At 59.2% G+C, this 22,286-nt stretch carries 21 protein-coding genes; 3 read left to right on the top strand and 18 right to left on the bottom strand.

All coding sequences use genetic code 11. The features are described 5' to 3' along the window. Window positions 1–121: 121 nt before the first annotated feature. The 3 genes from AEQ63_RS17605 to AEQ63_RS17615 all read right to left on the bottom strand — a co-directional run bounded on the left by AEQ63_RS17605 (window position 122) and on the right by AEQ63_RS17615 (window position 2,328). Window positions 122–526, bottom strand: a complete 405-nt coding sequence (locus AEQ63_RS17605) for a tail fiber assembly protein (protein ID WP_064364243.1) — start codon at window positions 524–526, stop codon at window positions 122–124. 132 nt (window positions 527–658) lie between these two features. Beyond that, window positions 659–1,075 carry a hypothetical protein gene (locus AEQ63_RS17610; protein ID WP_042607003.1) on the bottom strand — a complete coding sequence of 139 codons (417 nt, stop codon included), beginning with the start codon at window positions 1,073–1,075 and terminating at the stop codon, window positions 659–661. Between the two features lie 518 nt (window positions 1,076–1,593). After that, window positions 1,594–2,328, bottom strand: a complete 735-nt coding sequence (locus tag AEQ63_RS17615; protein WP_042607001.1) for a LexA family transcriptional regulator — start codon at window positions 2,326–2,328, stop codon at window positions 1,594–1,596. Between the two features lie 211 nt (window positions 2,329–2,539). Here AEQ63_RS17615 and mutS point away from each other — a divergent pair, with 211 nt between their 5' ends. Further along, window positions 2,540–5,122, top strand: coding sequence for a DNA mismatch repair protein MutS (gene mutS / locus AEQ63_RS17620; protein WP_042607000.1), 2,583 nt, complete (start codon window positions 2,540–2,542; stop codon window positions 5,120–5,122). A 163-nt stretch (window positions 5,123–5,285) separates the two neighbouring features. Beyond that, on the top strand, window positions 5,286–5,609 hold the full coding sequence (gene fdxA / locus AEQ63_RS17625; protein ID WP_064364244.1) for a ferredoxin FdxA: 324 nt from the start codon (window positions 5,286–5,288) through the stop codon (window positions 5,607–5,609). Window positions 5,610–6,138: 529 nt separating this feature from the next. On the opposite strand, the gene rpoS is transcribed toward fdxA, so the two are convergent. From rpoS to AEQ63_RS17660, 8 genes are all read right to left on the bottom strand, one after another. Continuing rightward, window positions 6,139–7,149: an RNA polymerase sigma factor RpoS gene (rpoS, locus tag AEQ63_RS17630; protein WP_042606998.1), complete on the bottom strand. Its 1,011-nt coding sequence runs from the start codon at window positions 7,147–7,149 to the stop codon at window positions 6,139–6,141. Between the two features lie 106 nt (window positions 7,150–7,255). Beyond that, window positions 7,256–8,125, bottom strand: a complete 870-nt coding sequence (locus AEQ63_RS27340) for a peptidoglycan DD-metalloendopeptidase family protein (RefSeq protein WP_041478115.1) — start codon at window positions 8,123–8,125, stop codon at window positions 7,256–7,258. 211 nt (window positions 8,126–8,336) lie between these two features. After that, window positions 8,337–8,972 (bottom strand): protein-L-isoaspartate(D-aspartate) O-methyltransferase, encoded by a 636-nt coding sequence (locus tag AEQ63_RS17635; protein WP_160768345.1) that lies wholly within the window; start codon window positions 8,970–8,972, stop codon window positions 8,337–8,339. Between the two features lie 38 nt (window positions 8,973–9,010). Further along, window positions 9,011–9,760: a 5'/3'-nucleotidase SurE gene (gene surE / locus AEQ63_RS17640; RefSeq protein ID WP_042606997.1), complete on the bottom strand. Its 750-nt coding sequence runs from the start codon at window positions 9,758–9,760 to the stop codon at window positions 9,011–9,013. Then, a complete protein-coding gene (truD, locus tag AEQ63_RS17645; protein WP_064364245.1) occupies window positions 9,748–10,806 on the bottom strand; it encodes a tRNA pseudouridine(13) synthase TruD in 1,059 nt (352 codons plus the stop codon). The genes surE and truD overlap by 13 nt, the downstream gene beginning before the upstream one ends. Continuing rightward, a complete protein-coding gene (gene ispF / locus AEQ63_RS17650; RefSeq protein ID WP_042606995.1) occupies window positions 10,803–11,276 on the bottom strand; it encodes a 2-C-methyl-D-erythritol 2,4-cyclodiphosphate synthase in 474 nt (157 codons plus the stop codon). The genes truD and ispF overlap by 4 nt, the downstream gene beginning before the upstream one ends. A gap of 53 nt (window positions 11,277–11,329) precedes the next feature. Beyond that, window positions 11,330–12,175: an S-formylglutathione hydrolase gene (gene fghA, locus AEQ63_RS17655; protein ID WP_064364246.1), complete on the bottom strand. Its 846-nt coding sequence runs from the start codon at window positions 12,173–12,175 to the stop codon at window positions 11,330–11,332. Window positions 12,176–12,271: 96 nt separating this feature from the next. Beyond that, the gene (locus AEQ63_RS17660) at window positions 12,272–13,384 is read right to left on the bottom strand and encodes an S-(hydroxymethyl)glutathione dehydrogenase/class III alcohol dehydrogenase (RefSeq protein WP_064364247.1); all 1,113 of its coding nucleotides are present in this window, start codon (window positions 13,382–13,384) and stop codon (window positions 12,272–12,274) included. 116 nt (window positions 13,385–13,500) lie between these two features. On the opposite strand from AEQ63_RS17660, the gene AEQ63_RS17665 reads away from it, so the two are divergent. Then, the gene (locus AEQ63_RS17665) at window positions 13,501–14,397 is read left to right on the top strand and encodes a LysR substrate-binding domain-containing protein (protein WP_064364248.1); all 897 of its coding nucleotides are present in this window, start codon (window positions 13,501–13,503) and stop codon (window positions 14,395–14,397) included. 87 nt (window positions 14,398–14,484) lie between these two features. Here AEQ63_RS17665 and ispD read toward each other — a convergent pair whose 3' ends face one another. The 7 genes from ispD to AEQ63_RS17700 all read right to left on the bottom strand — a co-directional run bounded on the left by ispD (window position 14,485) and on the right by AEQ63_RS17700 (window position 22,245). Next, window positions 14,485–15,192 carry a 2-C-methyl-D-erythritol 4-phosphate cytidylyltransferase gene (ispD, locus tag AEQ63_RS17670; protein WP_064364249.1) on the bottom strand — a complete coding sequence of 236 codons (708 nt, stop codon included), beginning with the start codon at window positions 15,190–15,192 and terminating at the stop codon, window positions 14,485–14,487. Beyond that, a complete protein-coding gene (ftsB, locus tag AEQ63_RS17675) occupies window positions 15,189–15,467 on the bottom strand; it encodes a cell division protein FtsB (protein WP_007964293.1) in 279 nt (92 codons plus the stop codon). The genes ispD and ftsB overlap by 4 nt, the downstream gene beginning before the upstream one ends. A 169-nt stretch (window positions 15,468–15,636) precedes the next feature. Continuing rightward, a complete protein-coding gene (gene eno / locus AEQ63_RS17680) occupies window positions 15,637–16,926 on the bottom strand; it encodes a phosphopyruvate hydratase (RefSeq protein ID WP_064364250.1) in 1,290 nt (429 codons plus the stop codon). Between the two features lie 155 nt (window positions 16,927–17,081). After that, entirely contained in the window at window positions 17,082–17,927 is an 846-nt protein-coding gene (gene kdsA / locus AEQ63_RS17685) for a 3-deoxy-8-phosphooctulonate synthase (RefSeq protein WP_064364251.1), read from the bottom strand. Window positions 17,928–17,931: 4 nt separating this feature from the next. Beyond that, the gene (locus tag AEQ63_RS17690) at window positions 17,932–19,563 is read right to left on the bottom strand and encodes a CTP synthase (RefSeq protein ID WP_016771462.1); all 1,632 of its coding nucleotides are present in this window, start codon (window positions 19,561–19,563) and stop codon (window positions 17,932–17,934) included. Between the two features lie 274 nt (window positions 19,564–19,837). Continuing rightward, a complete protein-coding gene (gene tilS / locus AEQ63_RS17695) occupies window positions 19,838–21,166 on the bottom strand; it encodes a tRNA lysidine(34) synthetase TilS (RefSeq protein WP_064364252.1) in 1,329 nt (442 codons plus the stop codon). A gap of 131 nt (window positions 21,167–21,297) precedes the next feature. Beyond that, window positions 21,298–22,245, bottom strand: a complete 948-nt coding sequence (locus AEQ63_RS17700) for an acetyl-CoA carboxylase carboxyltransferase subunit alpha (protein ID WP_016771465.1) — start codon at window positions 22,243–22,245, stop codon at window positions 21,298–21,300. Window positions 22,246–22,286: the final 41 nt, after the last annotated feature.

Genomic DNA, 22,286 nt, shown 5'->3' on the forward strand with positions numbered 1-22,286 from the left:
GTGGGTGATAGATGGGAATTGAGTTCAAATAATGTCTCTTCAGGCAGGCATTCCAAAAAGCCCGGCCTTGCGCCAGGCTTTTCAGTAATGCGGTCCCGCCGATCGATTACTCGGGCTGGAATCAGTAAGGTGCGACTGGCCACGTGATGTTCGCCGGATAACCCGACTGCTGATCGATGTCGCTGAGGGCGATGCAGTATTGCTTGTGGGCCAACAGCCGAGCCCTGTCGTCGCTGGTGGCTGCACCGACGTCGACTTTGAACTGCAACGAGTTCATCAATAGCCAGTTGGCCGCCCCATTCAGCAATTGCCACTTCTGCAGTTCGGCTTCGTTTCGTAGCTCTTCTTCGGTCGGTGCGAAGAAGGTCCAGACCCCATTGAAGGTTGCGCTCCAACCCACCCGAATATCCGTACTGCCGGTTACATCAACCCAAACAGAGGTTGGCGAAGCGGGTGGTTCGGGCATCACTTCACTTTCCTTCAACTGGACAACTCGGTTGTATTCAACCAGTGCATAAAGACTCATTGGTTATTCCTCATTTACTCTTTGGCAGAAATGTCGCCGTGCAACTGGCAGGTATTTAAAAGCCCGGCAACGAGGCCAGGCTTTCCAGTAATGCACTGCGCATTTCAATATTGCGGATGCGCCACGTGTCGCTTATGGCACTTCAGGCCAAATGACGCTCAGTGGATAGCCCGGTTGTTTGTTGACTTGGCTCATCTCGATGAAGAACTGCTTGTAGGCGAGCAGTGCGGCCTCTTCAGCAGGTGTTGCCAGCCCCAGTTCGACTTTTTGTACCAGCGCTGACGATGCCAAGGTGAAGTTGACTTTATCGAAGCGAGTCACTCGTTCGTTACGCATGCGAATAGCCAACAGGGTCGGTTGCCCCCACATGTCGCTATCGGTAAATGTCCAGACGCCGTCGGTGTTCACCGCGTTCCAGGAATAATCGATCTTGGGCAATGCGCTGACATCCACCCAGACCTGGTCCGCCGGAAACTCATCGGTGATCGGGTTAGCGGTTTCATAAATGTTATCGACTTGGCCAGCAACGACACGTGCGTACTTCTTCATGCTCATTATCCTTATTGAGTGCCGGCATCCCGGCGTTCAGTTCCTGCCCGGGTAGGCATTCCAAAAAGCCCGGCGCTTGCACGCCAGGCTTTTCAGTAATGCGCTCCTTCGCCTTCCTTCAAAATCCTGTGTCCTGGAAGGAAGTTGACTTTTCGGCGCTACTGGCGCGGTACGAGTCCGTTCATATTGTTTTTCCGACCGCGGTCCCTGCCCGCCGGATAACTGCTTCTGGTGCTTTACGCTGCACACCCGGGTCAGTTGCCAACCCTCTGAACCGTTGAGGCCGGTTCATCGCTGCCTGTTCTTGTGGAACTAAAGAGCTTGTCTTGCCAGCCGCTTTGTCGAGCGGCTTGATGGCAAGAATATGCATGGATGCATATACAGTCAATGCATAAATGCATTTATTTATGCATTTGTTTTGCACGCATGCATGGAAGCCACGCCGGACAAGGGCGGAATGGATTTCTGCAGGCGAAAAAAAACCTGCCGAGCGGCAGGTTTCAGTTGGATCGAAAGGGTTAGCGGGCGTACATGCCCCACCAGAAGACGTGACCGAGGATAACGATCTGCTCTTCCTGGATTTCCTGGAAGCTGTAGTCCTCGTCCGGATGCTCGTCGCGATTGAAGCTGCGCAGACGGATGCCGGTGGGCAGTCGATAGAGTTGCTTCACGCGCAACTGGCCGTTGTGATTGATCGCATACAGGTCGCCATCAATGATGTCGCCAATACCGCACTTGCCGGCGTTGACGCCGACAGTCGCGCCATCGCGCAGGACCGGTAACATGCTGTTGCCGCGCACCGTTACGCATTTGGCCTGGTCGAACTGCACGCCGTTGTGGCGCAGGCTGCGCTTGCCGAAGCGCAGGCTGGAGCGTTCGCTCTCTTCGATGACGAATCTTCCTGATCCAGCTGCCAATTCAACCTCGCGTAGAAAGGGCACGGACACTTCGTCATCCTCGACGGGGGTGTCATCGTCCCACAGCATGATGTCCTTGAGTTCCGCATGCACGTCTTCGCGGGCGCCGCCCGCGGTCGATGCAACGTCCGCACGCCCGCGCAATTGATCGGTGCTGACGTTGAAGTATTCAGCGATCTTCGAGATGTGCTTATCCGAAGGATCGACAATCTTCCCGCTGAGAATCCGCGAGAGCGTGGATTGAGGCACGCCGGTGCGACGGTGGAGCTCCGTGGGGGAGATCCCGTGCTGGTCGAGCAGTGCTCTTAAGACGGAGGAAACGTTGCGTTTTTGCATAACGCGCATAGTGCTTGAAGTTTTTCGCGAAGACAAATGCTGATTTGCATAAATCGTGCATGGATCAACTTTTCTCTGCAAGTAAAGCCTCACCCGACCGCAGCGCCTGCGTCAGGCAGACCGCCCATGGTAACCTTGCGCCCATCGCGGAAAAGCCCGGCCACTGCCCGCGCTTTGCCCTACATCTTCTAACGAGTTGCCCGACAATCCGATGAATAAAGCCGTCTCCGACCTGTCCTCCCACACTCCGATGATGCAGCAATACTGGCGCCTGAAGAACCAGCACCCGGATCAGCTGATGTTCTACCGCATGGGCGATTTCTACGAGATCTTCTACGAAGATGCGAAGAAAGCCGCCAAGTTGCTCGACATCACGCTGACTGCGCGCGGGCAGTCGGCAGGTCAGGCGATTCCGATGTGTGGGATTCCTTACCATGCGGCGGAAGGGTACCTGGCGAAACTGGTCAAGCTCGGCGAGTCTGTGGTGATTTGCGAGCAGGTCGGCGACCCGGCCACCAGCAAAGGCCCGGTCGAGCGCCAGGTGGTGCGGATCATCACGCCGGGGACGGTCAGTGATGAAGCGCTGCTGGATGAGCGCCGCGATAACCTGATTGCAGCGGTATTGGGCGATGAGCGTCTATTCGGTCTGGCGGTGCTGGACATCACCAGCGGCAACTTCACCGTGCTCGAGATCAAAGGCTGGGAAAACCTGCTCGCGGAACTGGAGCGGGTTAACCCGGTGGAATTGCTGATTCCGGATGACTGGCCGAAAGACCTGCCAGCAGAAAAACGCCGTGGCGTACGCCGTCGCGCGCCGTGGGATTTCGAGCGTGATTCGGCGCTGAAAAGTCTCTGCCAGCAGTTTTCCACTCAGGATCTGAAAGGCTTCGGCTGCGAGAACCTGACCCTGGCCATTGGCGCTGCCGGTTGCCTGTTGGCCTACGCCAAGGAAACCCAGCGCACTGCCCTTCCCCACTTGCGCAGCCTGCGTCACGAACGTCTCGACGACACCGTGGTGCTCGACGGCGCCAGCCGGCGCAATCTGGAGCTGGACACTAACCTGGCCGGCGGCCGCGATAACACCCTGCAATCGGTGGTCGATCGCTGCCAGACCGCCATGGGCAGCCGCTTGCTCACTCGTTGGCTGAACCGGCCGTTGCGCGACCTCACCGTGCTGCTGGCACGCCAGACGTCGATCCGCTGCCTGCTCGACGGTTATCGCTTTGAAAAGCTGCAACCGCAGCTCAAGGAAATCGGCGACATCGAGCGGATTCTCGCGCGGATCGGTCTGCGCAATGCCCGCCCTCGCGACCTCGCACGTCTGCGTGATGCCCTCGGCGCGCTGCCCGAACTGCAAGTGGCGATGACCGATCTGGAGGCGCCGCACTTGCAGCATCTGGCGGCCACCACCAGTACCTATCCGGAATTGGCTGCATTGCTGGAAAAAGCCATCATCGATAACCCGCCAGCGGTGATCCGTGACGGCGGCGTGTTGAAAACCGGTTACGACAGCGAACTCGATGAACTGCAATCACTGAGCGAAAACGCCGGCCAGTTCCTCATCGATCTCGAAGCGCGGGAGAAGGCCCGCACCGGTCTGGCCAATCTGAAAGTCGGCTACAACCGCATCCACGGCTACTTCATCGAATTGCCGAGCAAGCAGGCTGAATCGGCGCCGGCCGACTACATCCGCCGCCAGACCTTGAAAGGCGCCGAGCGCTTCATCACCCCTGAGCTGAAAGAATTCGAAGACAAAGCGCTGTCGGCCAAGAGTCGCGCGCTGGCCCGGGAAAAGATGCTGTACGAAGCGCTGCTGGAAGATCTGATCAGCCAGTTGCCGCCGTTGCAGGACACCGCGGGCGCTTTGGCCGAACTGGACGTATTGAGCAACCTCGCCGAGCGTGCGCTGAACCTCGATCTGAACTGCCCGCAATTTGTCAGCGAGCCGTGCATGCGCATCACCCAGGGTCGTCACCCGGTGGTCGAGCAAGTGTTGACCACACCGTTCGTGGCCAACGATCTGAGCCTCGACGACAACACCCGCATGCTGGTGATCACCGGCCCGAACATGGGCGGTAAATCCACCTACATGCGTCAGACCGCGCTGATCGTATTGCTGGCGCATATCGGCAGCTTCGTACCGGCCGCCAGTTGTGAGTTGTCGCTGGTCGACCGCATCTTCACCCGCATCGGTTCCAGCGATGACCTCGCCGGTGGCCGTTCGACCTTCATGGTCGAGATGAGCGAAACCGCCAACATCCTGCACAACGCCACCGAACGCAGTCTGGTGCTGATGGACGAAGTCGGCCGCGGCACCAGCACCTTCGACGGTCTGTCGCTGGCGTGGGCAGCCGCCGAGCGCTTGGCTCATCTGCGCGCCTATACCCTGTTCGCCACGCACTACTTTGAACTGACCGTGCTGCCAGAAGCCGAACCTCTGGTAGCCAACGTGCATCTCAACGCTACCGAGCACAACGAGCGCATCGTGTTCCTGCACCACGTTCTGCCCGGGCCTGCCAGCCAGAGCTATGGCCTGGCGGTGGCGCAACTGGCGGGTGTGCCGAGCGAAGTGATCCTGCGCGCGCGTGAGCATTTGAGTCGGCTGGAAGACACCGCCCTGCCCCACGAGGCGCCGAAACCGGCAGCCAAGGGCAAACCGTCGACGCCGCAGCAAAGCGACATGTTCGCCTCGTTGCCACATCCGGTGCTGGACGAATTGGCCAAAGTGGATCTCGACGACATGACGCCACGGCGTGCGCTCGAAATGCTCTATGCACTGAAGAACCGGATATAAGCACTGAAGAAGCGGATATAACGCAAATCGCTTCAAGCTGTTAGAATCTCGCGCGGTTCGGGATGCTGCTGGCTCATAGCCTGGTCAGCAGGTATCGCTCCCGAACCTGGCGACCCCAACCGTGAAGGGGCTACGCTGCCGCCGCCTGAGGAGAAAATTAGAAATGACCTTCGTCGTCACCGACAACTGCATCAAGTGCAAGTACACCGACTGCGTAGAAGTCTGTCCGGTGGACTGCTTTTACGAAGGCCCGAACTTCCTGGTGATTCACCCGGACGAGTGCATCGATTGCGCGCTGTGTGAACCAGAATGCCCGGCTGTGGCGATCTTCTCGGAAGATGAGATCCCCAGCGGCATGGAAAACTTCATCGAGCTCAATGCCGAGCTGGCGGATGTCTGGCCGAACATCACCGAGCGCAAGGATCCCCTTCCGGATTCTGCCGAGTGGGATGGCAAGCCGAACAAGATTGAACAACTCGAACGCTGATCTGCCCCGCGTTCGAATGAAAAGGCCCCTTGCGGGCCTTTTTGCTTTTTGCAGAGATTACTTTTCTGCAGGCGAAAAAAGGGGCGGTATGACCCGCCCACATTTTTTCCCTATTCCCTGTATTCCTTTTCATCGTCCTGATGAATCGCTTCCTGCGATGTCCGTTCCCCTCTTCCGTGAAGGGCATGTCTGTCCGTCGACACAGTTGAGATATTAGAGAGTTTCTGGAGACGAGCAATTGGCCTCAGGCACGCGCTCGCGCTGTCATAAGCGCATAACATTTACATGAAACCCAATAAAAACAGACGGTTGCGTAATGGAAGCGAACGCAATCGCCTTCCACCGAAGTGTAAAAATAACGAACACTTACGACACAGTAAGCAAAGGCTTACAGCGCGAGACTACAAATTCAGAAATTGCCAACCGCTTGTCTGGTGGCTGCCGAAAGCACGATTTGCCTTGCTCGAAAAACAAAAAGCCCCGGCTGATCAAATCAACCGGGGCTTTTTGCGGGCGGTCGGGCAAGCGCTTATTGAAACAGCGACTCGCTCGACAGGCCATTTTTCTCAAGGATCTCGCGAAGGCGCTTGAGGCCCTCCACCTGGATCTGCCGAACCCGTTCACGGGTCAGACCGATCTCCAGACCTACGTCCTCCAGCGTGCTGCTTTCGTGACCGCGCAGGCCGAAGCGGCGGATCACCACCTCGCGCTGCTTGTCGGTCAGTTCCGACAGCCATTGATCAATGCTTTGCGACAGGTCGTCATCCTGCAGCAGTTCGCACGGATCGGTCGGACGATCGTCAGTGAGGGTGTCCAGCAGGGTTTTATCCGAATCCGGACCCAGCGAGACATCGACCGAAGAAACCCGTTCATTCAGGCCGAGCATGCGCTTGACCTCGCCCACCGGTTTTTCCAGCAGGTTGGCGATTTCTTCGGGTGAAGGTTCGTGATCGAGTTTTTGCGTCAGCTCCCGTGCAGCCCGCAGGTACACGTTGAGCTCCTTGACCACATGAATCGGCAACCGGATGGTCCGGGTCTGATTCATGATCGCGCGTTCGATGGTCTGACGGATCCACCACGTGGCGTAGGTCGAGAAGCGGAAGCCGCGCTCGGGATCGAATTTCTCTACCGCGCGGATCAATCCGAGGTTGCCCTCTTCAATCAGATCCAGCAGCGACAGCCCCCGATTGACGTAACGCCGGGCGATCTTAACGACCAGCCGCAGGTTACTTTCGATCATGCGCTTGCGTCCGGCCGGGTCGCCACTTTGCGACAAGCGCGCAAAATGAACTTCTTCTTCCGGGGAGAGCAGAGGGGAAAAGCCGATTTCGTTGAGATACAGCTGCGTGGCATCAAGTGCCCGGGTGTAGTCGATGTACTTGTGTTGTTTAAGTGAAGCGGATTGTCTGGATTTGGAACGAACGGAAGGTGGAGCAGCCCCTTCATCATTCGACATCGAAGATTCCGAATCGATGCCGGCCTCCATAAGGAGAACCTCATCGTCGATGTCAAACTCCGGCACTTCTTTACTGAGAGCCATTGTTATAGTCCTTTGGTGAGTTCGACCCCAAGCTCAAGCGACGCCTTTATCCTTGGCAACGCTGGAGCCTGTCCCCTCTACGCGACGGAACAGGCTGGCCTTCAAATCAACGTCTTGGCAGGAACTGCAGCGGATCCACTGGTTTACCTTGGCGGCGAATCTCAAAATGCAGTTTCACCCGGTCTGTACCCGTTGACCCCATTTCGGCAATTGTCTGTCCGACCTTGACCTGCTGCCCCTCCCGAACCAACAGCCTGCGGTTATGTCCGTAAGCACTGACGTAGGTTTCGCTGTGTTTGATGATGACCAATTCGCCGTAGCCCCTTAAGCCACTCCCGGCGTATACAACGGTCCCATCAGACGCAGCTAAAACAGGCTGTCCCAAATCTCCGGCGATATCAATTCCTTTATTCAAACTACCGTTTGAAGAGAATTTTCCAATCAGAACGCCATTAGATGGCCATCCCCAGCCGGTCGGGGCCGGGCCTGCCGGAGGCAGTGGAGCGGGTGCCGGTTTGCTCGCGACGGACGGTACAACCCCTTTGGAACCGGTGGTTGTAGTGGTGGTGGTGCCATTCGCCTGGCGCCGGATTACCGTGGTTTTACTCGACGAGGAAGGTGAAGAACTGGAGTTGCTCACCACCGCCGTCGGTGTTGAACCGCTACGGCCGTCAAAGCGAATTGTCTGACCCGGATGGATCGTGTACGGCGTAGGAATGTTGTTCCGCGCGGCGAGGGTTTTGTAGTCCCAGCCGTAACGAAAGGCGATCGAAAACAAAGTATCGCCGGGACGGACTACATACTGCCCGGTGGTAACGGTAGGACGTTGCGCCACCGCATTGTTGCGATCAACAACGCGTACGTTGCTCGATTTGGTGCTGGAGCAACCGACCAGCAAGGTGCTCAAGACAAGGCCAGTCACCAGGCGCTGAAAGCTCGTGTTACCCATACGCTGCGCAATGACTGTGAGACTCACCCGCCGCTCCCTTTGTGGTGGCTGAAAATTCTGAATGCCGCACCGCGGCATGAGGTGTCGCAAGTATAACGGGCCGAATCGGCTTTACCTTTAATGAAGCGAAATCGCCGGGCGCACACGTTTGCCAGTGGCAAGTACGCTGCGTTTAATCTCTGGCTGCCGCTGTAAGACCGACGCCGTTGAAAGGAATTCAGCGCCTGTCTGCAAATGCTCAGGCCAGTGGCCCGTTGAGCAAAGGCACGAAGCGGACGGCCCCCAGAACGTGTCGGGAAAAACCGTGTTCTTCGCGCACGATCAGCATCAGTTGTTGCACTTCACCGGAGCCAACCGGAATCACCATGCGCCCACCGGGCGCCAGTTGATCAAGCAACGCTTGCGGCACGTCGGTCGCCACAGCGGTGACGATGATGCCGTTATACGGCGCCAGCGCCGGCCAGCCTTCCCAGCCATCACCCCAGCGAAACACCACATTACGCAGGTTCAACTCGACCAGACGCTCTTTGGCGCGATCCTGCAGAACCTTGATGCGCTCGACCGAAAACACCCGCTCAACCAGTTGCGACAATACCGCCGTCTGGTAGCCGGAGCCGGTACCGATCTCCAGTACCTTGTCCAACGGGCCCGCCTCCAGCAGCAGCTCGCTCATGCGCGCCACCATATAAGGCTGGGAAATCGTCTGGTTGTTGCCGATCGGCAGCGCGGTGTCTTCGTAAGCCCGGTGCGCCAGCGCCTCGTCGACAAACAGGTGACGCGGCGTGCGGCGGATCACTTCCAGCACTTTGGCGTTCGACACGCCTTCTTCATACAGACGCTGGATCAGCCGCTCGCGGGTGCGCTGGGAAGTCATGCCTATGCCGCTGCGCAGGCGATCATCATGCTCACGCATCAGCTCAATCCTCCCAGCCAGCCATCGAGACTTCTGAACGCATCATTGAAGGTGCGATCGAGCTGCAACGGCGTGATGGACACATAGCCTTGCATGACGGCATGAAAATCAGTGCCCGGGCCACCGTCTTCGGCGTCGCCGGCGGCGGCAATCCAGTAACCGGCCTTGCCACGCGGATCGACCACTTTCATCGGCGCCGCCGCGCGGGCGCGATGGCCGAGGCGGGTCAGCTGGATGCCACGGATGTGATCGATAGGCAGATTGGGAATGTTCACGTTGAGCACCGTGCGCGGTGGCAGATCGAGCCCGGCGTGGGCCTCGACCAGCTTGCGCGCGAAGTACGCCGCCGTCGGCAGGTTATCCACCTGACGCGAGACCAATGAGAATGCAAAGGCTGGACGCTCGAGAAATCGTCCTTCAAGCGCAGCCGCCACGGTTCCGGAATACAGCACGTCGTCACCGAGGTTGGCGCCCAGGTTGATGCCGGAAACCACCATATCGGCCTCGCGTTCCAACAGGCCATTGAGCCCCAGGTGAATGCAATCGGTCGGTGTGCCGTTGAGGCTGATAAAGCCGTTGGCCAGATATTGCGGGTGCAGCGGACGGTCGAGCGTCAGCGAACTGCTGGCGCCGCTTTTGTCCTGTTCCGGGGCGATAACCACGCATTCGGTGTAATCCGCCAGCGCAGCATAAAGCGCGGCGAGACCGGGTGCGGTTACCCCATCGTCGTTAGAAATCAGAATACGCATGGGCTGTCCGTCTGCCCCACCGGCACCAGATCAACGAGCTCGCGCACCAATACGGTGGCAAAGCATCCGGCGGGGAGGACGAATTCCAGTTGCAGAATGTCAGGTTGGGGATAATGCCACGTCACCCCGCCAATGGGCAGACGCAGGATGCGACGTTCATGGCTCATGCCGGCGTGAATCAACCAGTCACGCAGATCCGCTTCGCGGGCGGCGATCGCCTGCTCCAGTTCATGGACTGCGCCAGCGGCCGGCGAGTCACCTTCGCCCCACTGCGGGCCGGTCGGGTGCAGGTCGAGAATCGCCAGACGCGGGTCGCTGCACTCGGCCTCACCGGCGGGGAAAAAACTGCGGCTGTCGGTGAACGCCAACAGATCGCCGACCAGTGCGGTATTCCAGGTGCCATCGGCGACGCGCGCCGCCAGCACTTGGTTGAAGAGATAACTACGTGCCGTCGACAGCAAGCGCGAACGCACATTGCGCTGTTCCGGCAAGGCCTTGCGTGCGGCCCAGGCACGCGCATCGACAACGTTGCCGCCGTCATGGCCAAAGCGCTGGGCGCCGAAATAATTGGGGATGCCTTGTCTGGCGATCAGTTGCAGCCGCTGCTCAATCGCGTCTTTGTCGCCATTGAATTGAGTCAGGCGCAGGGTGAAGCCATTGGCCGAATGCGCACCGCGCTGCAGCTTGCGTTTATGGCGCGTGATCTTGAGGATCTTCAGCGTGTCGTTTTCCGCTGCCGACATATCCGGATCGGCCTTGCCCGGCAGTTGCACGCTGAACCACTGTCGGGTCAGGGCCTGACGATCCTTGAGCCCGGCATAGCTGACGGTGCGCAACGGCACGCCCGCGGCCTTGGCAATACGCCGCGCCGCTTCTTCGGTATTGAGGCCGCGCTTTTCCGCCCAGATCCACAGATGTTCGCCGTCACCGCTGAACGGGATATCCAGCACTTCATCGACCTGGAAATCTTCGGCGATGGCCTTCAGTACCGCTGTGCCGAGGGGCTCGCCATAGGCCCGCGGGCCGAGCAATTGCAGTTCATTCATGCGCGCAGCAACAAGGCAACGGAGTGCACGGCGATGCCTTCTTCGCGACCGACAAAGCCAAGCTTTTCGGTGGTGGTAGCTTTGACGTTCACTTGATCCAACTCAACTTGAAGATCCGCCGCGATCAGCGCGCGCATCGATTCGATATGCGGCGCCATTTTCGGCGCCTGGGCAACGATGGTGTTGTCGACGTTACCGATTTTCCAGCCCTTGGCGTGGATCAGACTGACCACATGACGCAGCAGCACGCGGCTGTCGGCGCCTTTGAATTGCGGGTCGGTGTCCGGGAAGTGTTTGCCGATATCACCCAGCGCCGCGGCGCCGAGCAAGGCATCACTCAAGGCGTGCAGCAGGACGTCACCGTCGGAATGAGCGAGCAGCCCGAAGCCGTGTGCAATCCGCACGCCGCCCAGAGTAATGAAATCGCCTTCAGCGAAACGGTGCACATCGTAGCCGTGGCCAATACGCATAAAAAAACGCCCCGATTTTTGTCAGGGCGTGATTCTACCTGCTTTGTCAGACATTAGGCGCCTAGAGCGCGCGCGTGATGCTGCAAGTGGTCGTCAATGAAGCTTGAGATGAAGAAATAGCTGTGGTCGTAGCCCGGTTGCAGGCGCAACTCCAGCGGATGCCCCGCTTGTTTTGCTGCGTGTTGCAGGGCTTCGGGCTTGAGCTGGGTGGCGAGGAAGTCGTCGCGATCACCTTGATCGACCAGCAATGGCAACCTCTCGGCAGCATCGGCGATCAGCACGCACGCGTCCCACTCTTTCCACTTCGAGCGGTCTTCGCCCAGATAATGAGAAAAGGCTTTCTGGCCCCACGGGCAATCGATCGGATGGGTGATCGGCGAAAAGGCCGACACCGATTTATAGCGCCCGGGGTTGCGCAAAGCACAAACCAGAGCACCGTGACCGCCCATGGAGTGGCCGCTGATGCTGCGTTTGTCGGAGGCGGGGAAATGCGCTTCAACCAGTGCAGGCAATTCCTTCACGACATAGTCATGCATCCGATAGTGACGCGCCCATGGCGCCTGCGTGGCGTTCAGATAAAACCCCGCGCCGAGGCCAAAGTCCCAGGCCTTCTCTGCATCGTCAGGGACATCCGGGCCACGCGGGCTGGTGTCCGGCGCGACGATGATCAGACCGAGCTGCGCGGCCATGCGCATCGCACCGGCCTTCTGCATGAAGTTCTCATCGGTACAGGTCAGCCCCGACAACCAGTACAACACCGGCAGCTTGCCGCCCTGCTCCGCCTGCGGCGGCAGGTAGACGGCAAAGACCATATCGCAATCAAGCACTTCGGAGCGATGGCGATAACGCTTGTGCCAACCACCGAAACTCTTCTGACAGGAAATATTTTCCAGGTTCAAGGGATTCTCCCTAGCTGTAAGCGGCAAGCCGCAAGCTTCAAGAAAAAGCACGAACGCCTTTACTTGCAGCTTGAAACTTGCAGCTCGGAGCTGCTGTTAGAAATGTATGACGGTGCGGATGCTCTTGCCTTCGTGCATCAGGTCGAACGCCTTGTTGATATCTTCCAGGCCCATGGTGTGGGTGATGAAGGTATCCAGCGGGATTTCGCCGCTCTGGGCCATGTCGACGTAGCTTGGCAATTCGCTGCGGCCACGCACGCCGCCGAACGCCGAACCGCGCCAGACGCGACCGGTGACCAGCTGGAATGGGCGAGTGGCAATTTCCTGGCCGGCACCGGCCACACCGATGATGACCGACTCGCCCCAGCCTTTGTGGCAGCACTCAAGCGCGGCGCGCATCAGTTGCACATTGCCGATGCACTCGAAGGAAAAGTCGACGCCGCCGTCGGTCATGTCGACGATCACTTCCTGGATCGGACGATCGTAGTCTTTCGGGTTCACGCAGTCGGTAGCACCCAGCTGCCTGGCAATTTCGAACTTGGCCGGGTTGATGTCGATGGCGATGATGCGCGCGGCCTTGGCTTTCACCGCGCCAATCACGGCCGACAAGCCAATACCACCGAGACCGAAGATAGCCACGGTGTCACCCGGTTTGACCTTGGCGGTGTTGAGCACGGCGCCGATGCCGGTGGTGACGCCGCAGCCGAGCAGGCAGACCTTTTCCAGCGGCGCATCTTTGGAGATCTTGGCCACGGAAATTTCCGGAAGCACGGTGTATTCAGAGAAGGTCGACGTGCCCATGTAGTGGAAAATCGTTTCGCCCTTGTAGGAAAAACGCGAAGTGCCGTCTGGCATCAGGCCTTTGCCTTGGGTAGCGCGAATGGCCTGACAGAGGTTGGTCTTGCCCGATTTGCAGAATTTGCACTGGCCGCATTCAGGGGTGTAGAGGGGGATGACGTGATCGCCGACGGCGACCGAGGTCACGCCCTCGCCAATCGCTTCAACGAGAGCGCCGCCTTCATGACCGAGGATCGACGGGAAGATGCCTTCCGGATCTGCGCCGGACAAGGTGTAGGCGTCCGTATGGCATACGCCGGAAGCGACGACGCGCAGCAGCACTTCACCGGCCTTGGGCATGGCGACATCGACTTCTACGATTTCCAGGGGCTTCTTGGCCTCGAAGGCAACGGCGGCGCGTGACTTGATCATGCTGACTCTCCAGTAAATCCAGTGAATAAAAAAGCAGACAGACAGTGTAGTTCAGCGCGCCCTGAGGAATAATCCGGACGAAAGCAAAACATTATTGCCATACAGGGATAATCCAAGTGTCGGAAAACCGCTGGGAAGGCATTGACGAGTTTGTCGCCGTCGCCGAGTGCAACCAATTCACCGCCGCTGCCGAACGTCTTGGGGTTTCTTCCTCACACATCAGTCGACAAATCGTTCGGCTCGAAGAGCGTTTGCAGACGCGTCTGCTCTACCGCAGTACCCGTCGCGTAACGCTGACCGAAGCCGGGCAGACTTTCCTGCAACATTGCCAGCGCCTGCAGGACGGTCGTGAGGAAGCCTTGCGCGCGGTGGGCGATCTGACCAGCGAACCGAAAGGCATGCTGCGCATGACCTGCGCCGTAGCCTATGGCGAACGGTTCATCGTGCCGCTGGTGACGCGCTTCATGGGGCTGTATCCGCAGTTGCGCATCGACATCGAGTTGAGCAATCGCCAGCTGGACCTAGTGCATGAAGGGCTGGACCTGGCGATTCGCCTCGGTCGGCTACAGGATTCACGCTTGGTCGCGACACGTCTGGCGCCACGAAGAATGTACCTGTGCGCGTCACCTTCCTACCTTGAACGGTACGGGCGCCCACACAGTTTGTCGGAGTTGAGTCGGCACAACTGCCTGATCGGCAGTTCGGATATTTGGCAACTGGAACAGAACGGCCGGGAATTTTCCCAGCGGGTGCAGGGAAACTGGCGCTGCAACAGTGGGCAGGCGGTGCTGGATGCGGCGCTGCAGGGGGTCGGGTTGTGTCAGTTGCCGGACTATTACGTGCTCGAGCATTTGCACAGCGGCGCGCTGATTTCCTTGCTGGAGACGCATCAGCCGCCGAATACGGCGGTGTGGGCGCTGTATCCGCAGCAGCGGCATTTGTCGCCGAAGGTGCGCAAGTTGGTGGATTATTTGAAGGTGGGACTGGCGGAGCGTCCGGAATATCGGGATTGAAAAGCCAAAAGATCGCAGCCTTCGGCAGCTCCTACAGGAAATCGCATTCCTCTGTAGGAGCTGCCGAAGGCTGCGATCTTTTGGTCTTTAAGGGCGGTTCGCCCAACGCTGGCGCAACCACTCCAGATCTTCCGGCCGGGTCACTTTGAGATTATCCGCCCGCCCTTCGACCAGACGCGGCGCCAGACCGGCCCACTCCATAGCCGAAGCCTCGTCGGTAATCACCGCATCAGCGACCAGACTGTCCGCCAACGCCCGATGCAAAGCCCCGAGGCGAAACATCTGCGGCGTATACGCCTGCCAGATCACGCTGCGATCCACCGTTTCAACCACACGCCCGTTTTTATCAACGCGTTTAAGCGTGTCGCGAGCGGGAACCGCCAGTAGACCGCCCACCGGGTCATCCGCCATCTCAGCGAGCAACTTGTCAAGATCATCACGACTCAGATTGGGCCGGGCCGCATCGTGCACCAGCACCCAATCGTCATCGTCGGCACCCTGCGCATGCAGATGCAGCAAGGCGTTGAGCACCGAACCGGAACGCTCGGCTGCGCCGTCGACCCGCTGAATGCGCGAATCGTTGACGCAGGCCAGGTTCGGCCAATAAGGATCGTCAACCGCAAGACTGACCACCAGCCCCTTGAGGCGCGGGTGATCGAGGAAACAGCCGAGGCTGTGTTCGAGAATTGTGCGCCCGCCCAGTTGCAGGTATTGCTTGGGACGGTCCGCGGCCATTCGGGCACCGACGCCCGCGGCAGGAATCACGGCCCAGAAGGCCGGCAGGGAATCGATCATTGGGCCAACTGGTAAAGGGTTTCGCCGTCCTTGACCATGCCCAGTTCGTGACGAGCCCGCTCTTCAACGGTCTCCATGCCTTTTTTCAATTCGCTGACTTCAGCGTCCATCACCCGGTTGCGCTCCAGCAGGCCTTCGTTTTCGGCATGTTGATCGGCGATCTGCTGTTTCAGCTCGGCGACCTGCGCCAGACTGCCATTGCCCACCCACAGGCGGTACTGCAGACCGGCCAGCAGCAAGAGCAAAACGAGAAACAACCAGTAAGGACTGCGCATCGAATATCAGGTATCCAGTGAAAAAAGACAGCCACGCATCATGTTGCTGCATCTGATAGCACGAAGCCTGGAAAGATCCAGGCTTGTGCTTAAGGCATCAGATTAGTGGCAAATCCATCGCTGTCACGACTTTTCCGACACAATCCGGTGTCCTTTGATCAGGTTGCGCTTAACCGCGGAACTCGGCGCGGCCGTTGTACTTGGCCTTGCCGTTCAACTGCTCTTCGATACGCAGCAGCTGGTTGTACTTGGAAACGCGGTCGGAACGGCACAGCGAACCGGTCTTGATCTGGCCAGCCGAGGTGCCCACGGCCAGGTCGGCAATGGTCGAATCTTCGGTTTCGCCGGAACGGTGCGAGATCACTGCGGTGTAACCGGCAGCCTTGGCCATCTGGATGGCTTCCAGGGTTTCGGTCAGGGTGCCGATCTGGTTGAACTTGATCAGGATCGAGTTGGCGATCTTTTTATCGATGCCTTCTTTCAGGATCTTGGTGTTGGTCACGAACAGGTCGTCGCCTACCAGCTGGGTCTTCTCGCCGATCTTGTCGGTGAGGATTTTCCAGCCAGCCCAGTCGGACTCGTCCAGACCGTCTTCGATGGAGATGATCGGGTAACGCTCGGTCAGACCCTTGAGGTAGTCGGCGAAACCTTCAGCGGTGAACACCTGACCTTCGCCGGACAGGTTGTACTTGCCGTCTTCGTAGAACTCGCTCGCAGCGCAGTCCAGCGCCAGGGTCACGTCGGTGCCCAGCTTGTAACCGGCATTGGCCACGGCTTCGGAGATCACTTTCAGCGCATCTTCGTTGGACGCCAGGTTCGGTGCAAAACCGCCTTCGTCGCCAACGGCGGTGCTCAGGCCACGGGCCTTCAGCACGGCTTTCAAGTGGTGGAAAATCTCGGTGCCCATGCGCAGACCTTCCGAGAAAGACTTGGCGCCGACTGGCTGCACCATGAATTCCTGGATGTCGACGTTGTTATCGGCGTGCTCGCCACCGTTGATGATGTTCATCATCGGTACCGGCATCGAGTACAAACCCGGGGTGCCGTTGAGGTTGGCGATGTGTGCGTACAGCGGCAGGTCCTGATCCTGCGCAGCCGCCTTGGCCGCAGCCAGGGACACGGCGAGGATGGCGTTGGCGCCCAGGGTCGCTTTGTTTTCGGTACCGTCGAGCTTGATCATCGCCTGGTCGAGGGCTTTCTGGTCGCTTGGGTCAGTGCCCAGCAGCAGATCGCGAATCGGACCGTTGATGTTGGCTACCGCCTTGAGCACGCCCTTGCCCAGGTATCGGCTCTTGTCGCCATCACGCAGCTCGAGTGCTTCACGCGAGCCAGTGGATGCACCGGACGGCGCGCAGGCGCTGCCGATGATGCCGTTGTCGAGAAGCACGTCCGCTTCCACGGTGGGATTGCCACGGGAGTCGAGAACTTCACGACCTTTGATGTCGACGATTTTTGCCATTGTTGTAAACACTCCAAAGTTGACGAAAACGACGCAGCTAGAGGAAATCTTTATCGTCGGCAAGCGAGGTACAGCGGGCAGACTTGCAGACGACAGCGCTCAAGCCCGAGGGCATGAGCGACAAATCGTGCGGTACTTTACCGGAGAATCGAGCGTTACGCGGTTTCTACCGTCGGAAAACTCTTCACCAGTTCGTCCAGAGCTTTGAGCTGGGCCAGGAATGGCTCCAGTTTGTCCAGACGCAAGGCGCAAGGGCCGTCGCATTTGGCGTTGTCCGGATCCGGGTGCGCTTCGAGGAACAGACCCGCCAGCGACTGGCTCATGCCGGCCTTGGCCAGGTCCAGGACCTGGGCACGACGACCGCCGGCGGAGTCGGCACGACCACCAGGCATTTGCAGCGCGTGGGTCACGTCGAAGAAGACCGGGTATTCGAACTGCTTCATGATGCCGAAGCCGAGCATGTCGACCACGAGATTGTTGTAGCCGAAGCTCGAACCGCGCTCGCAGAGGATCAACTGATCGTTACCGGCTTCGACGCACTTGTTCAGGATGTGTTTCATTTCCTGAGGCGCGAGAAACTGGGCTTTCTTGATGTTGATCACGGCGTTGGTCCTGGCCATCGCGACAACCAGATCGGTCTGGCGCGACAGGAAGGCCGGCAACTGAATGATGTCGCAGACTTCAGCGACGAGCGCGGCCTGATCCGGCTCGTGGACGTCGGTGATGATCGGCACGCCGAAGGCCTGTTTGATGTCCTGGAAGATGCGCATGCCCTCTTCCAGGCCAGGACCGCGATAGGAGGTCACAGAAGACCGGTTGGCCTTGTCGAAGCTGGCCTTGAACACGTAAGGGATACCCAGTTTTTCGGTGACCTTTACGTACTCTTCGCAAACCTGCATGGCCATGTCACGGCTTTCCAGCACGTTCATGCCGCCGAACAGGACCATCGGCTTGTCGTTGGCAATCTCGATGTCGCCGACGCGGATAATCTTCTGTGCCATCGGGTTACGCCTTCTTCTGGTGTTGAGCCAACGCGGCTTTGACGAAACCGCTGAACAGCGGGTGGCCGTCGCGTGGGGTCGAGGTGAACTCAGGGTGGAACTGGCAGGCGACGAACCATGGATGATCCGGCGCTTCAACCACTTCGACCAGCGCAGCATCGGCGGAGCGACCGGAGATTTTCAGGCCGGCTTCGATGATCTGCGGCAGCAGGTTGTTGTTCACTTCGTAACGGTGACGGTGACGCTCGACGATCACATCCTTGCCGTAGCAATCGTGCACTTTGGAGCCCGGCTCGAGCAGGCAATCCTGCGCGCCGAGGCGCATGGTGCCGCCCAGATCGGACGCTTCGGTACGCACTTCAACAGCGCCGGTGGCGTCTTCCCACTCGGTGATCAGGCCGACAACCGGATGGCCGCTGGCACGATCGAACTCGGTGGAGTTGGCGTCTTTCCAGCCCAGCACGTTACGAGCGAATTCGATGACCGCCACTTGCATGCCGAGGCAGATACCCAGGTACGGAACCTTGTTTTCGCGAGCGTACTGAACGGCGGTGATCTTGCCTTCCACGCCACGCAGACCGAAGCCGCCCGGCACCAGAATCGCGTCGACACCTTCAAGCAGCGCAGTGCCCTGGTTTTCGATGTCTTCGGAATCGATGTAGCGCAGGTTGACCTTGGTGCGGTTGCTGATGCCGGCGTGACTCATCGCTTCGATCAGCGACTTGTAGGCATCGAGCAATTCCATGTACTTGCCGACCATGGCGATGGTCACTTCGTGCTCCGGGTTCAGCTTGGCGTCGACCACTGCGTCCCACTCGGACAGATCGGCACTGCCGCATTGCAGACCGAAACGCTCCACGACGAAATCGTCCAGACCCTGCGAGTGCAGGATGCCCGGGATCTTGTAGATGGTATCGGCGTCTTCCAGCGCGATCACCGCACGCTCTTCAACGTTGGTGAACTGCGCGATCTTGCGACGCGAGGACACGTCGATCGGGTGATCGGAACGGCACACCAGCACGTCTGGCTGCAGGCCGATCGAACGCAGTTCCTTGACGGAGTGCTGGGTCGGTTTGGTCTTGGTTTCGCCTGCGGTGGCGATGTACGGCACCAGCGTCAGGTGCATCAGCATCGCGCGCTTGGCGCCGACTTCGAAACGCAGCTGGCGGATGGCTTCGAGGAACGGTTGCGACTCGATGTCACCGACGGTGCCACCGATTTCGACCATCGCCACGTCTGCATCACCGGCACCCTTGATGATGCGGCGCTTGATTTCGTCGGTGATGTGCGGGATCACCTGGATGGTTGCACCCAGGTAGTCGCCACGGCGCTCTTTGCGCAGCACGTGCTCGTAGACGCGGCCGGTGGTGAAGTTGTTGTTCTGGGTCATGGTCGTGCGGATGAACCGCTCGTAGTGACCCAGGTCCAGGTCGGTCTCGGCGCCGTCGTGGGTGACGAACACTTCACCGTGCTGGAACGGGCTCATGGTGCCTGGATCGACGTTGATGTACGGATCCAGCTTCAGCATGGTGACCTTAAGCCCCCGCGCCTCCAGGATAGCCGCCAATGAAGCCGAGGCAATGCCTTTCCCCAATGAAGAAACAACACCGCCCGTGACGAATATGTAGCGCGTCATGAAAAACCCTAGAAGTCTGCGTTAAAGCGGAACGAGCCGCCGGGGAAAGCGAAGGAAGGCCGAAGCCCCCGATCACCTGCATTAATCACAGTGCACCTTTCGAAAAAACCGCCGCGTTGTGACAGACCGGCAGATGAAACACCGGTACGTTGCTCGCTACACATTTTTTGGAATCGCCCAGCAAAGACTGCTTGGTAATCGGCAACTCCTGCAATTCAGGCGAATCCACAGAAGTTGTATCAAGAAGGGAGCGTAGTCTACCGGAATGCTCCTTTCAGCTCAAACCTTGATCTTCGTCTGTTGGCTGCCAGTGCAATGTCCAGCCTTCGTGCATCTGACCATCGAGACCCGACAGGTTCGCCACCGCGAGCAATTCTTCGCCACGAAACAGCAGCGGCAATCTGCCACGCACGAATGCCGGCACCGCGCGCTCATTGAGCAGACGCTTGAGATCACGACGACCGCGCTCGGCCAGTTGCATGACCTCACCGCCCTGCCGATAGGCAATGCGCAAAGGCCCGAATGGAGCTTGCCCGTGAAACATGACGCGCCCGTTATCGGCCAAGCGTAGCGCTGACGTCGGGGTCTGCCAGTCGGCGCCGATCACTGGTAGGCGCAGCCAATGACCACTCAGCCACCAGATGCGGCCGGCGCTGCGGTGCAATTCGCCGTCGGCCAGCCGCCAGATCGGAGCGGCGTCGGCGCTGGCATCGCGCAGGTCGATCCAGCCCGACCAATGGTCAGCGTCTGGCAGCCGGGTCAACGGTTCGAGCCAGTGGCTGAGGGCATTTCGCTGGCGCGCGTCAGACAACGCTGCCAACGGCGCCAGCGCCAGGGATGGCACGCCGAGCCAATCAAACTCATGTGAAGTTTCAGCCTGCGCCAGATCGATCTGCGCCAGCTCATCAAGCAAGCCCTGCGCTTCACGCAGATGCGCCGCCGTACGCGCCATGCTCGCCTGCGCCTGCGGCCAGCGCTCGGTCAGCACCGGCATGATCTGGTGACGCAGATAGTTGCGCGAAAACTGCCGATCCTGATTCGACGGATCTTCGATCCAGCGCAACTGATGTGTCTGTGCATAACTTTCCAGCTCAGCGCGGCTGACATCCAGCAACGGTCGCACCAGCATGCCCTTCCCCACCGGGCGCTGCTGCGGCATCCCGCCAAGCCCACGTACACCGGCTCCGCGCAACAGGCGAAACAGCAGAGTTTCCGCCTGGTCGTCGCGGTGTTGGCCGGTCAAAAGCACTTCATTGGTCTGCGTCAGCGAATTGAACGCGGCATAACGCGCATCCCGCGCCGCCCGCTCCAGGCTCGCCCCGCCCTTCACGGTTACCCGCTCCACATGCAACGGAACATCCAGCGCCGCGCAAATGGCCTGGCAATGTTGCGGCCACGCATCGGCTGCAGCCTGAAGGCCGTGATGGATATGAATGGCGCTTAGCGCTGGGAGGGATTCGGTTTTCGCCAGGGTGGCGAGCAGATGCAGGAGGACGGTGGAATCGAGGCCGCCGGAGAAGGCGACGCGCCAGTGAGCGGCGTTGCGCCAAGGCTCAAGGTTCAGCAGAAGCTGCGACGGCAAATCACTCATGGACTGACCCATATCTAACTCTTTGCCCCAAAACAAATGTAGGAGTGAGCCTGCTCGCGATAGCGGTGTGACAGCCAACACATGGGTTGAATGTTACACCGCTATCGCGAGCAGGCTCACTCCTACAAGGGGTAGCGCTCGACTTAGAGACCGTAGCTCATCAGGCGATCGTAACGGCGCTTGAGCAGCGCTTCGTTATCGAACTGCTTGAGCATCGCCAGTTGCGAGCTCAGTTCGGCGCGGATCGACGCAGCCGCCGCAGCCGGATCACGGTGGGCGCCGCCCAGTGGCTCACTGATCACCTTGTCGACGATCCCCAGGCCTTTCAGACGCTCGGCGGTGATGCCCATTGCTTCAGCGGCATCCGGCGCTTTCTCGGCGGTTTTCCACAGGATCGAAGCGCAACCTTCCGGCGAGATCACCGCGTAGGTCGAATATTGCAGCATGTTCAGTTGATCGCAGACGCCGATGGCCAGTGCGCCGCCGGAACCACCCTCACCGATCACGGTGGCGATGATCGGGGTTTTCAGACGCGCCATCACGCGCAGGTTCCAGGCGATCGCTTCGCTCTGGTTGCGCTCTTCGGCGTCAATACCCGGGTAGGCACCCGGAGTGTCGATGAAGGTCAGGATCGGCATCTTGAAGCGCTCGGCCATCTCCATCAGGCGGCAGGCCTTGCGGTAGCCTTCCGGGCGCGGCATGCCGAAGTTGCGGCGGACTTTCTCGCGTACCTCCCGGCCCTTCTGGTGGCCGATGATCATTACCGGCTGGTCTTCCAGACGGGCGATACCGCCAACGATGGCAGCGTCGTCGGAGAAGTGACGGTCGCCGTGCAACTCGTCGAACTCGGTGAAGATGTGCTCGATGTAGTCGAGGGTGTAAGGGCGTTTCGGGTGACGCGCCAGGCGTGCGATCTGCCAGCTGGTCAGCTTGCCGAAAATGTCTTCGGTCAGCGTCTTGCTCTTGTCCTGCAGGCGGGAGATCTCATCGCCGATATTCAGCGAATTGTCATTACCGACCAAGCGCAACTCTTCGATCTTGGCTTGCAGGTCGGCGATCGGCTGTTCGAAATCTAGAAAATTCGGGTTCATAGGCGTCCGTCTTGGGTCGTGTCCCAAGTGAGCTTGGGCCG

This window comes from Pseudomonas sp. RIT-PI-o (genome assembly GCF_001297215.1).
GTDB lineage: Bacteria > Pseudomonadota > Gammaproteobacteria > Pseudomonadales > Pseudomonadaceae > Aquipseudomonas > Aquipseudomonas moraviensis_A.

What these genes read in the sequence shown, in the direction of transcription:
- ispD (WP_064364249.1), bottom strand. Translation starts at nt 15,192, where the DNA reads ATGATCGATTCCCTGCCGGCCTTCTGGGCCGTGATTCCTGCCGCGGGC.
- AEQ63_RS17700 (WP_016771465.1), bottom strand. Translation starts at nt 22,245, where the DNA reads ATGAACCCGAATTTTCTAGATTTCGAACAGCCGATCGCCGACCTGCAA.
- rpoS (WP_042606998.1), bottom strand. Translation starts at nt 7,149, where the DNA reads ATGGCTCTCAGTAAAGAAGTGCCGGAGTTTGACATCGACGATGAGGTT.
- AEQ63_RS17615 (WP_042607001.1), bottom strand. Translation starts at nt 2,328, where the DNA reads ATGCAAAAACGCAACGTTTCCTCCGTCTTAAGAGCACTGCTCGACCAG.
- ftsB (WP_007964293.1), bottom strand. Translation starts at nt 15,467, where the DNA reads ATGCGCAGTCCTTACTGGTTGTTTCTCGTTTTGCTCTTGCTGCTGGCC.
- eno (WP_064364250.1), bottom strand. Translation starts at nt 16,926, where the DNA reads ATGGCAAAAATCGTCGACATCAAAGGTCGTGAAGTTCTCGACTCCCGT.
- ispF (WP_042606995.1), bottom strand. Translation starts at nt 11,276, where the DNA reads ATGCGTATTGGCCACGGCTACGATGTGCACCGTTTCGCTGAAGGCGAT.
- AEQ63_RS17635 (WP_160768345.1), bottom strand. Translation starts at nt 8,972, where the DNA reads ATGACTTCCCAGCGCACCCGCGAGCGGCTGATCCAGCGTCTGTATGAA.
- AEQ63_RS17605 (WP_064364243.1), bottom strand. Translation starts at nt 526, where the DNA reads ATGAGTCTTTATGCACTGGTTGAATACAACCGAGTTGTCCAGTTGAAG.
- tilS (WP_064364252.1), bottom strand. Translation starts at nt 21,166, where the DNA reads ATGGGTCAGTCCATGAGTGATTTGCCGTCGCAGCTTCTGCTGAACCTT.
- mutS (WP_042607000.1), top strand. Translation starts at nt 2,540, where the DNA reads ATGAATAAAGCCGTCTCCGACCTGTCCTCCCACACTCCGATGATGCAG.
- truD (WP_064364245.1), bottom strand. Translation starts at nt 10,806, where the DNA reads ATGAATGAACTGCAATTGCTCGGCCCGCGGGCCTATGGCGAGCCCCTC.
- kdsA (WP_064364251.1), bottom strand. Translation starts at nt 17,927, where the DNA reads ATGGCACAGAAGATTATCCGCGTCGGCGACATCGAGATTGCCAACGAC.
- AEQ63_RS17690 (WP_016771462.1), bottom strand. Translation starts at nt 19,563, where the DNA reads ATGACGCGCTACATATTCGTCACGGGCGGTGTTGTTTCTTCATTGGGG.
- AEQ63_RS17660 (WP_064364247.1), bottom strand. Translation starts at nt 13,384, where the DNA reads ATGATCAAGTCACGCGCCGCCGTTGCCTTCGAGGCCAAGAAGCCCCTG.
- surE (WP_042606997.1), bottom strand. Translation starts at nt 9,760, where the DNA reads ATGCGTATTCTGATTTCTAACGACGATGGGGTAACCGCACCCGGTCTC.
- fdxA (WP_064364244.1), top strand. Translation starts at nt 5,286, where the DNA reads ATGACCTTCGTCGTCACCGACAACTGCATCAAGTGCAAGTACACCGAC.
- AEQ63_RS17610 (WP_042607003.1), bottom strand. Translation starts at nt 1,075, where the DNA reads ATGAAGAAGTACGCACGTGTCGTTGCTGGCCAAGTCGATAACATTTAT.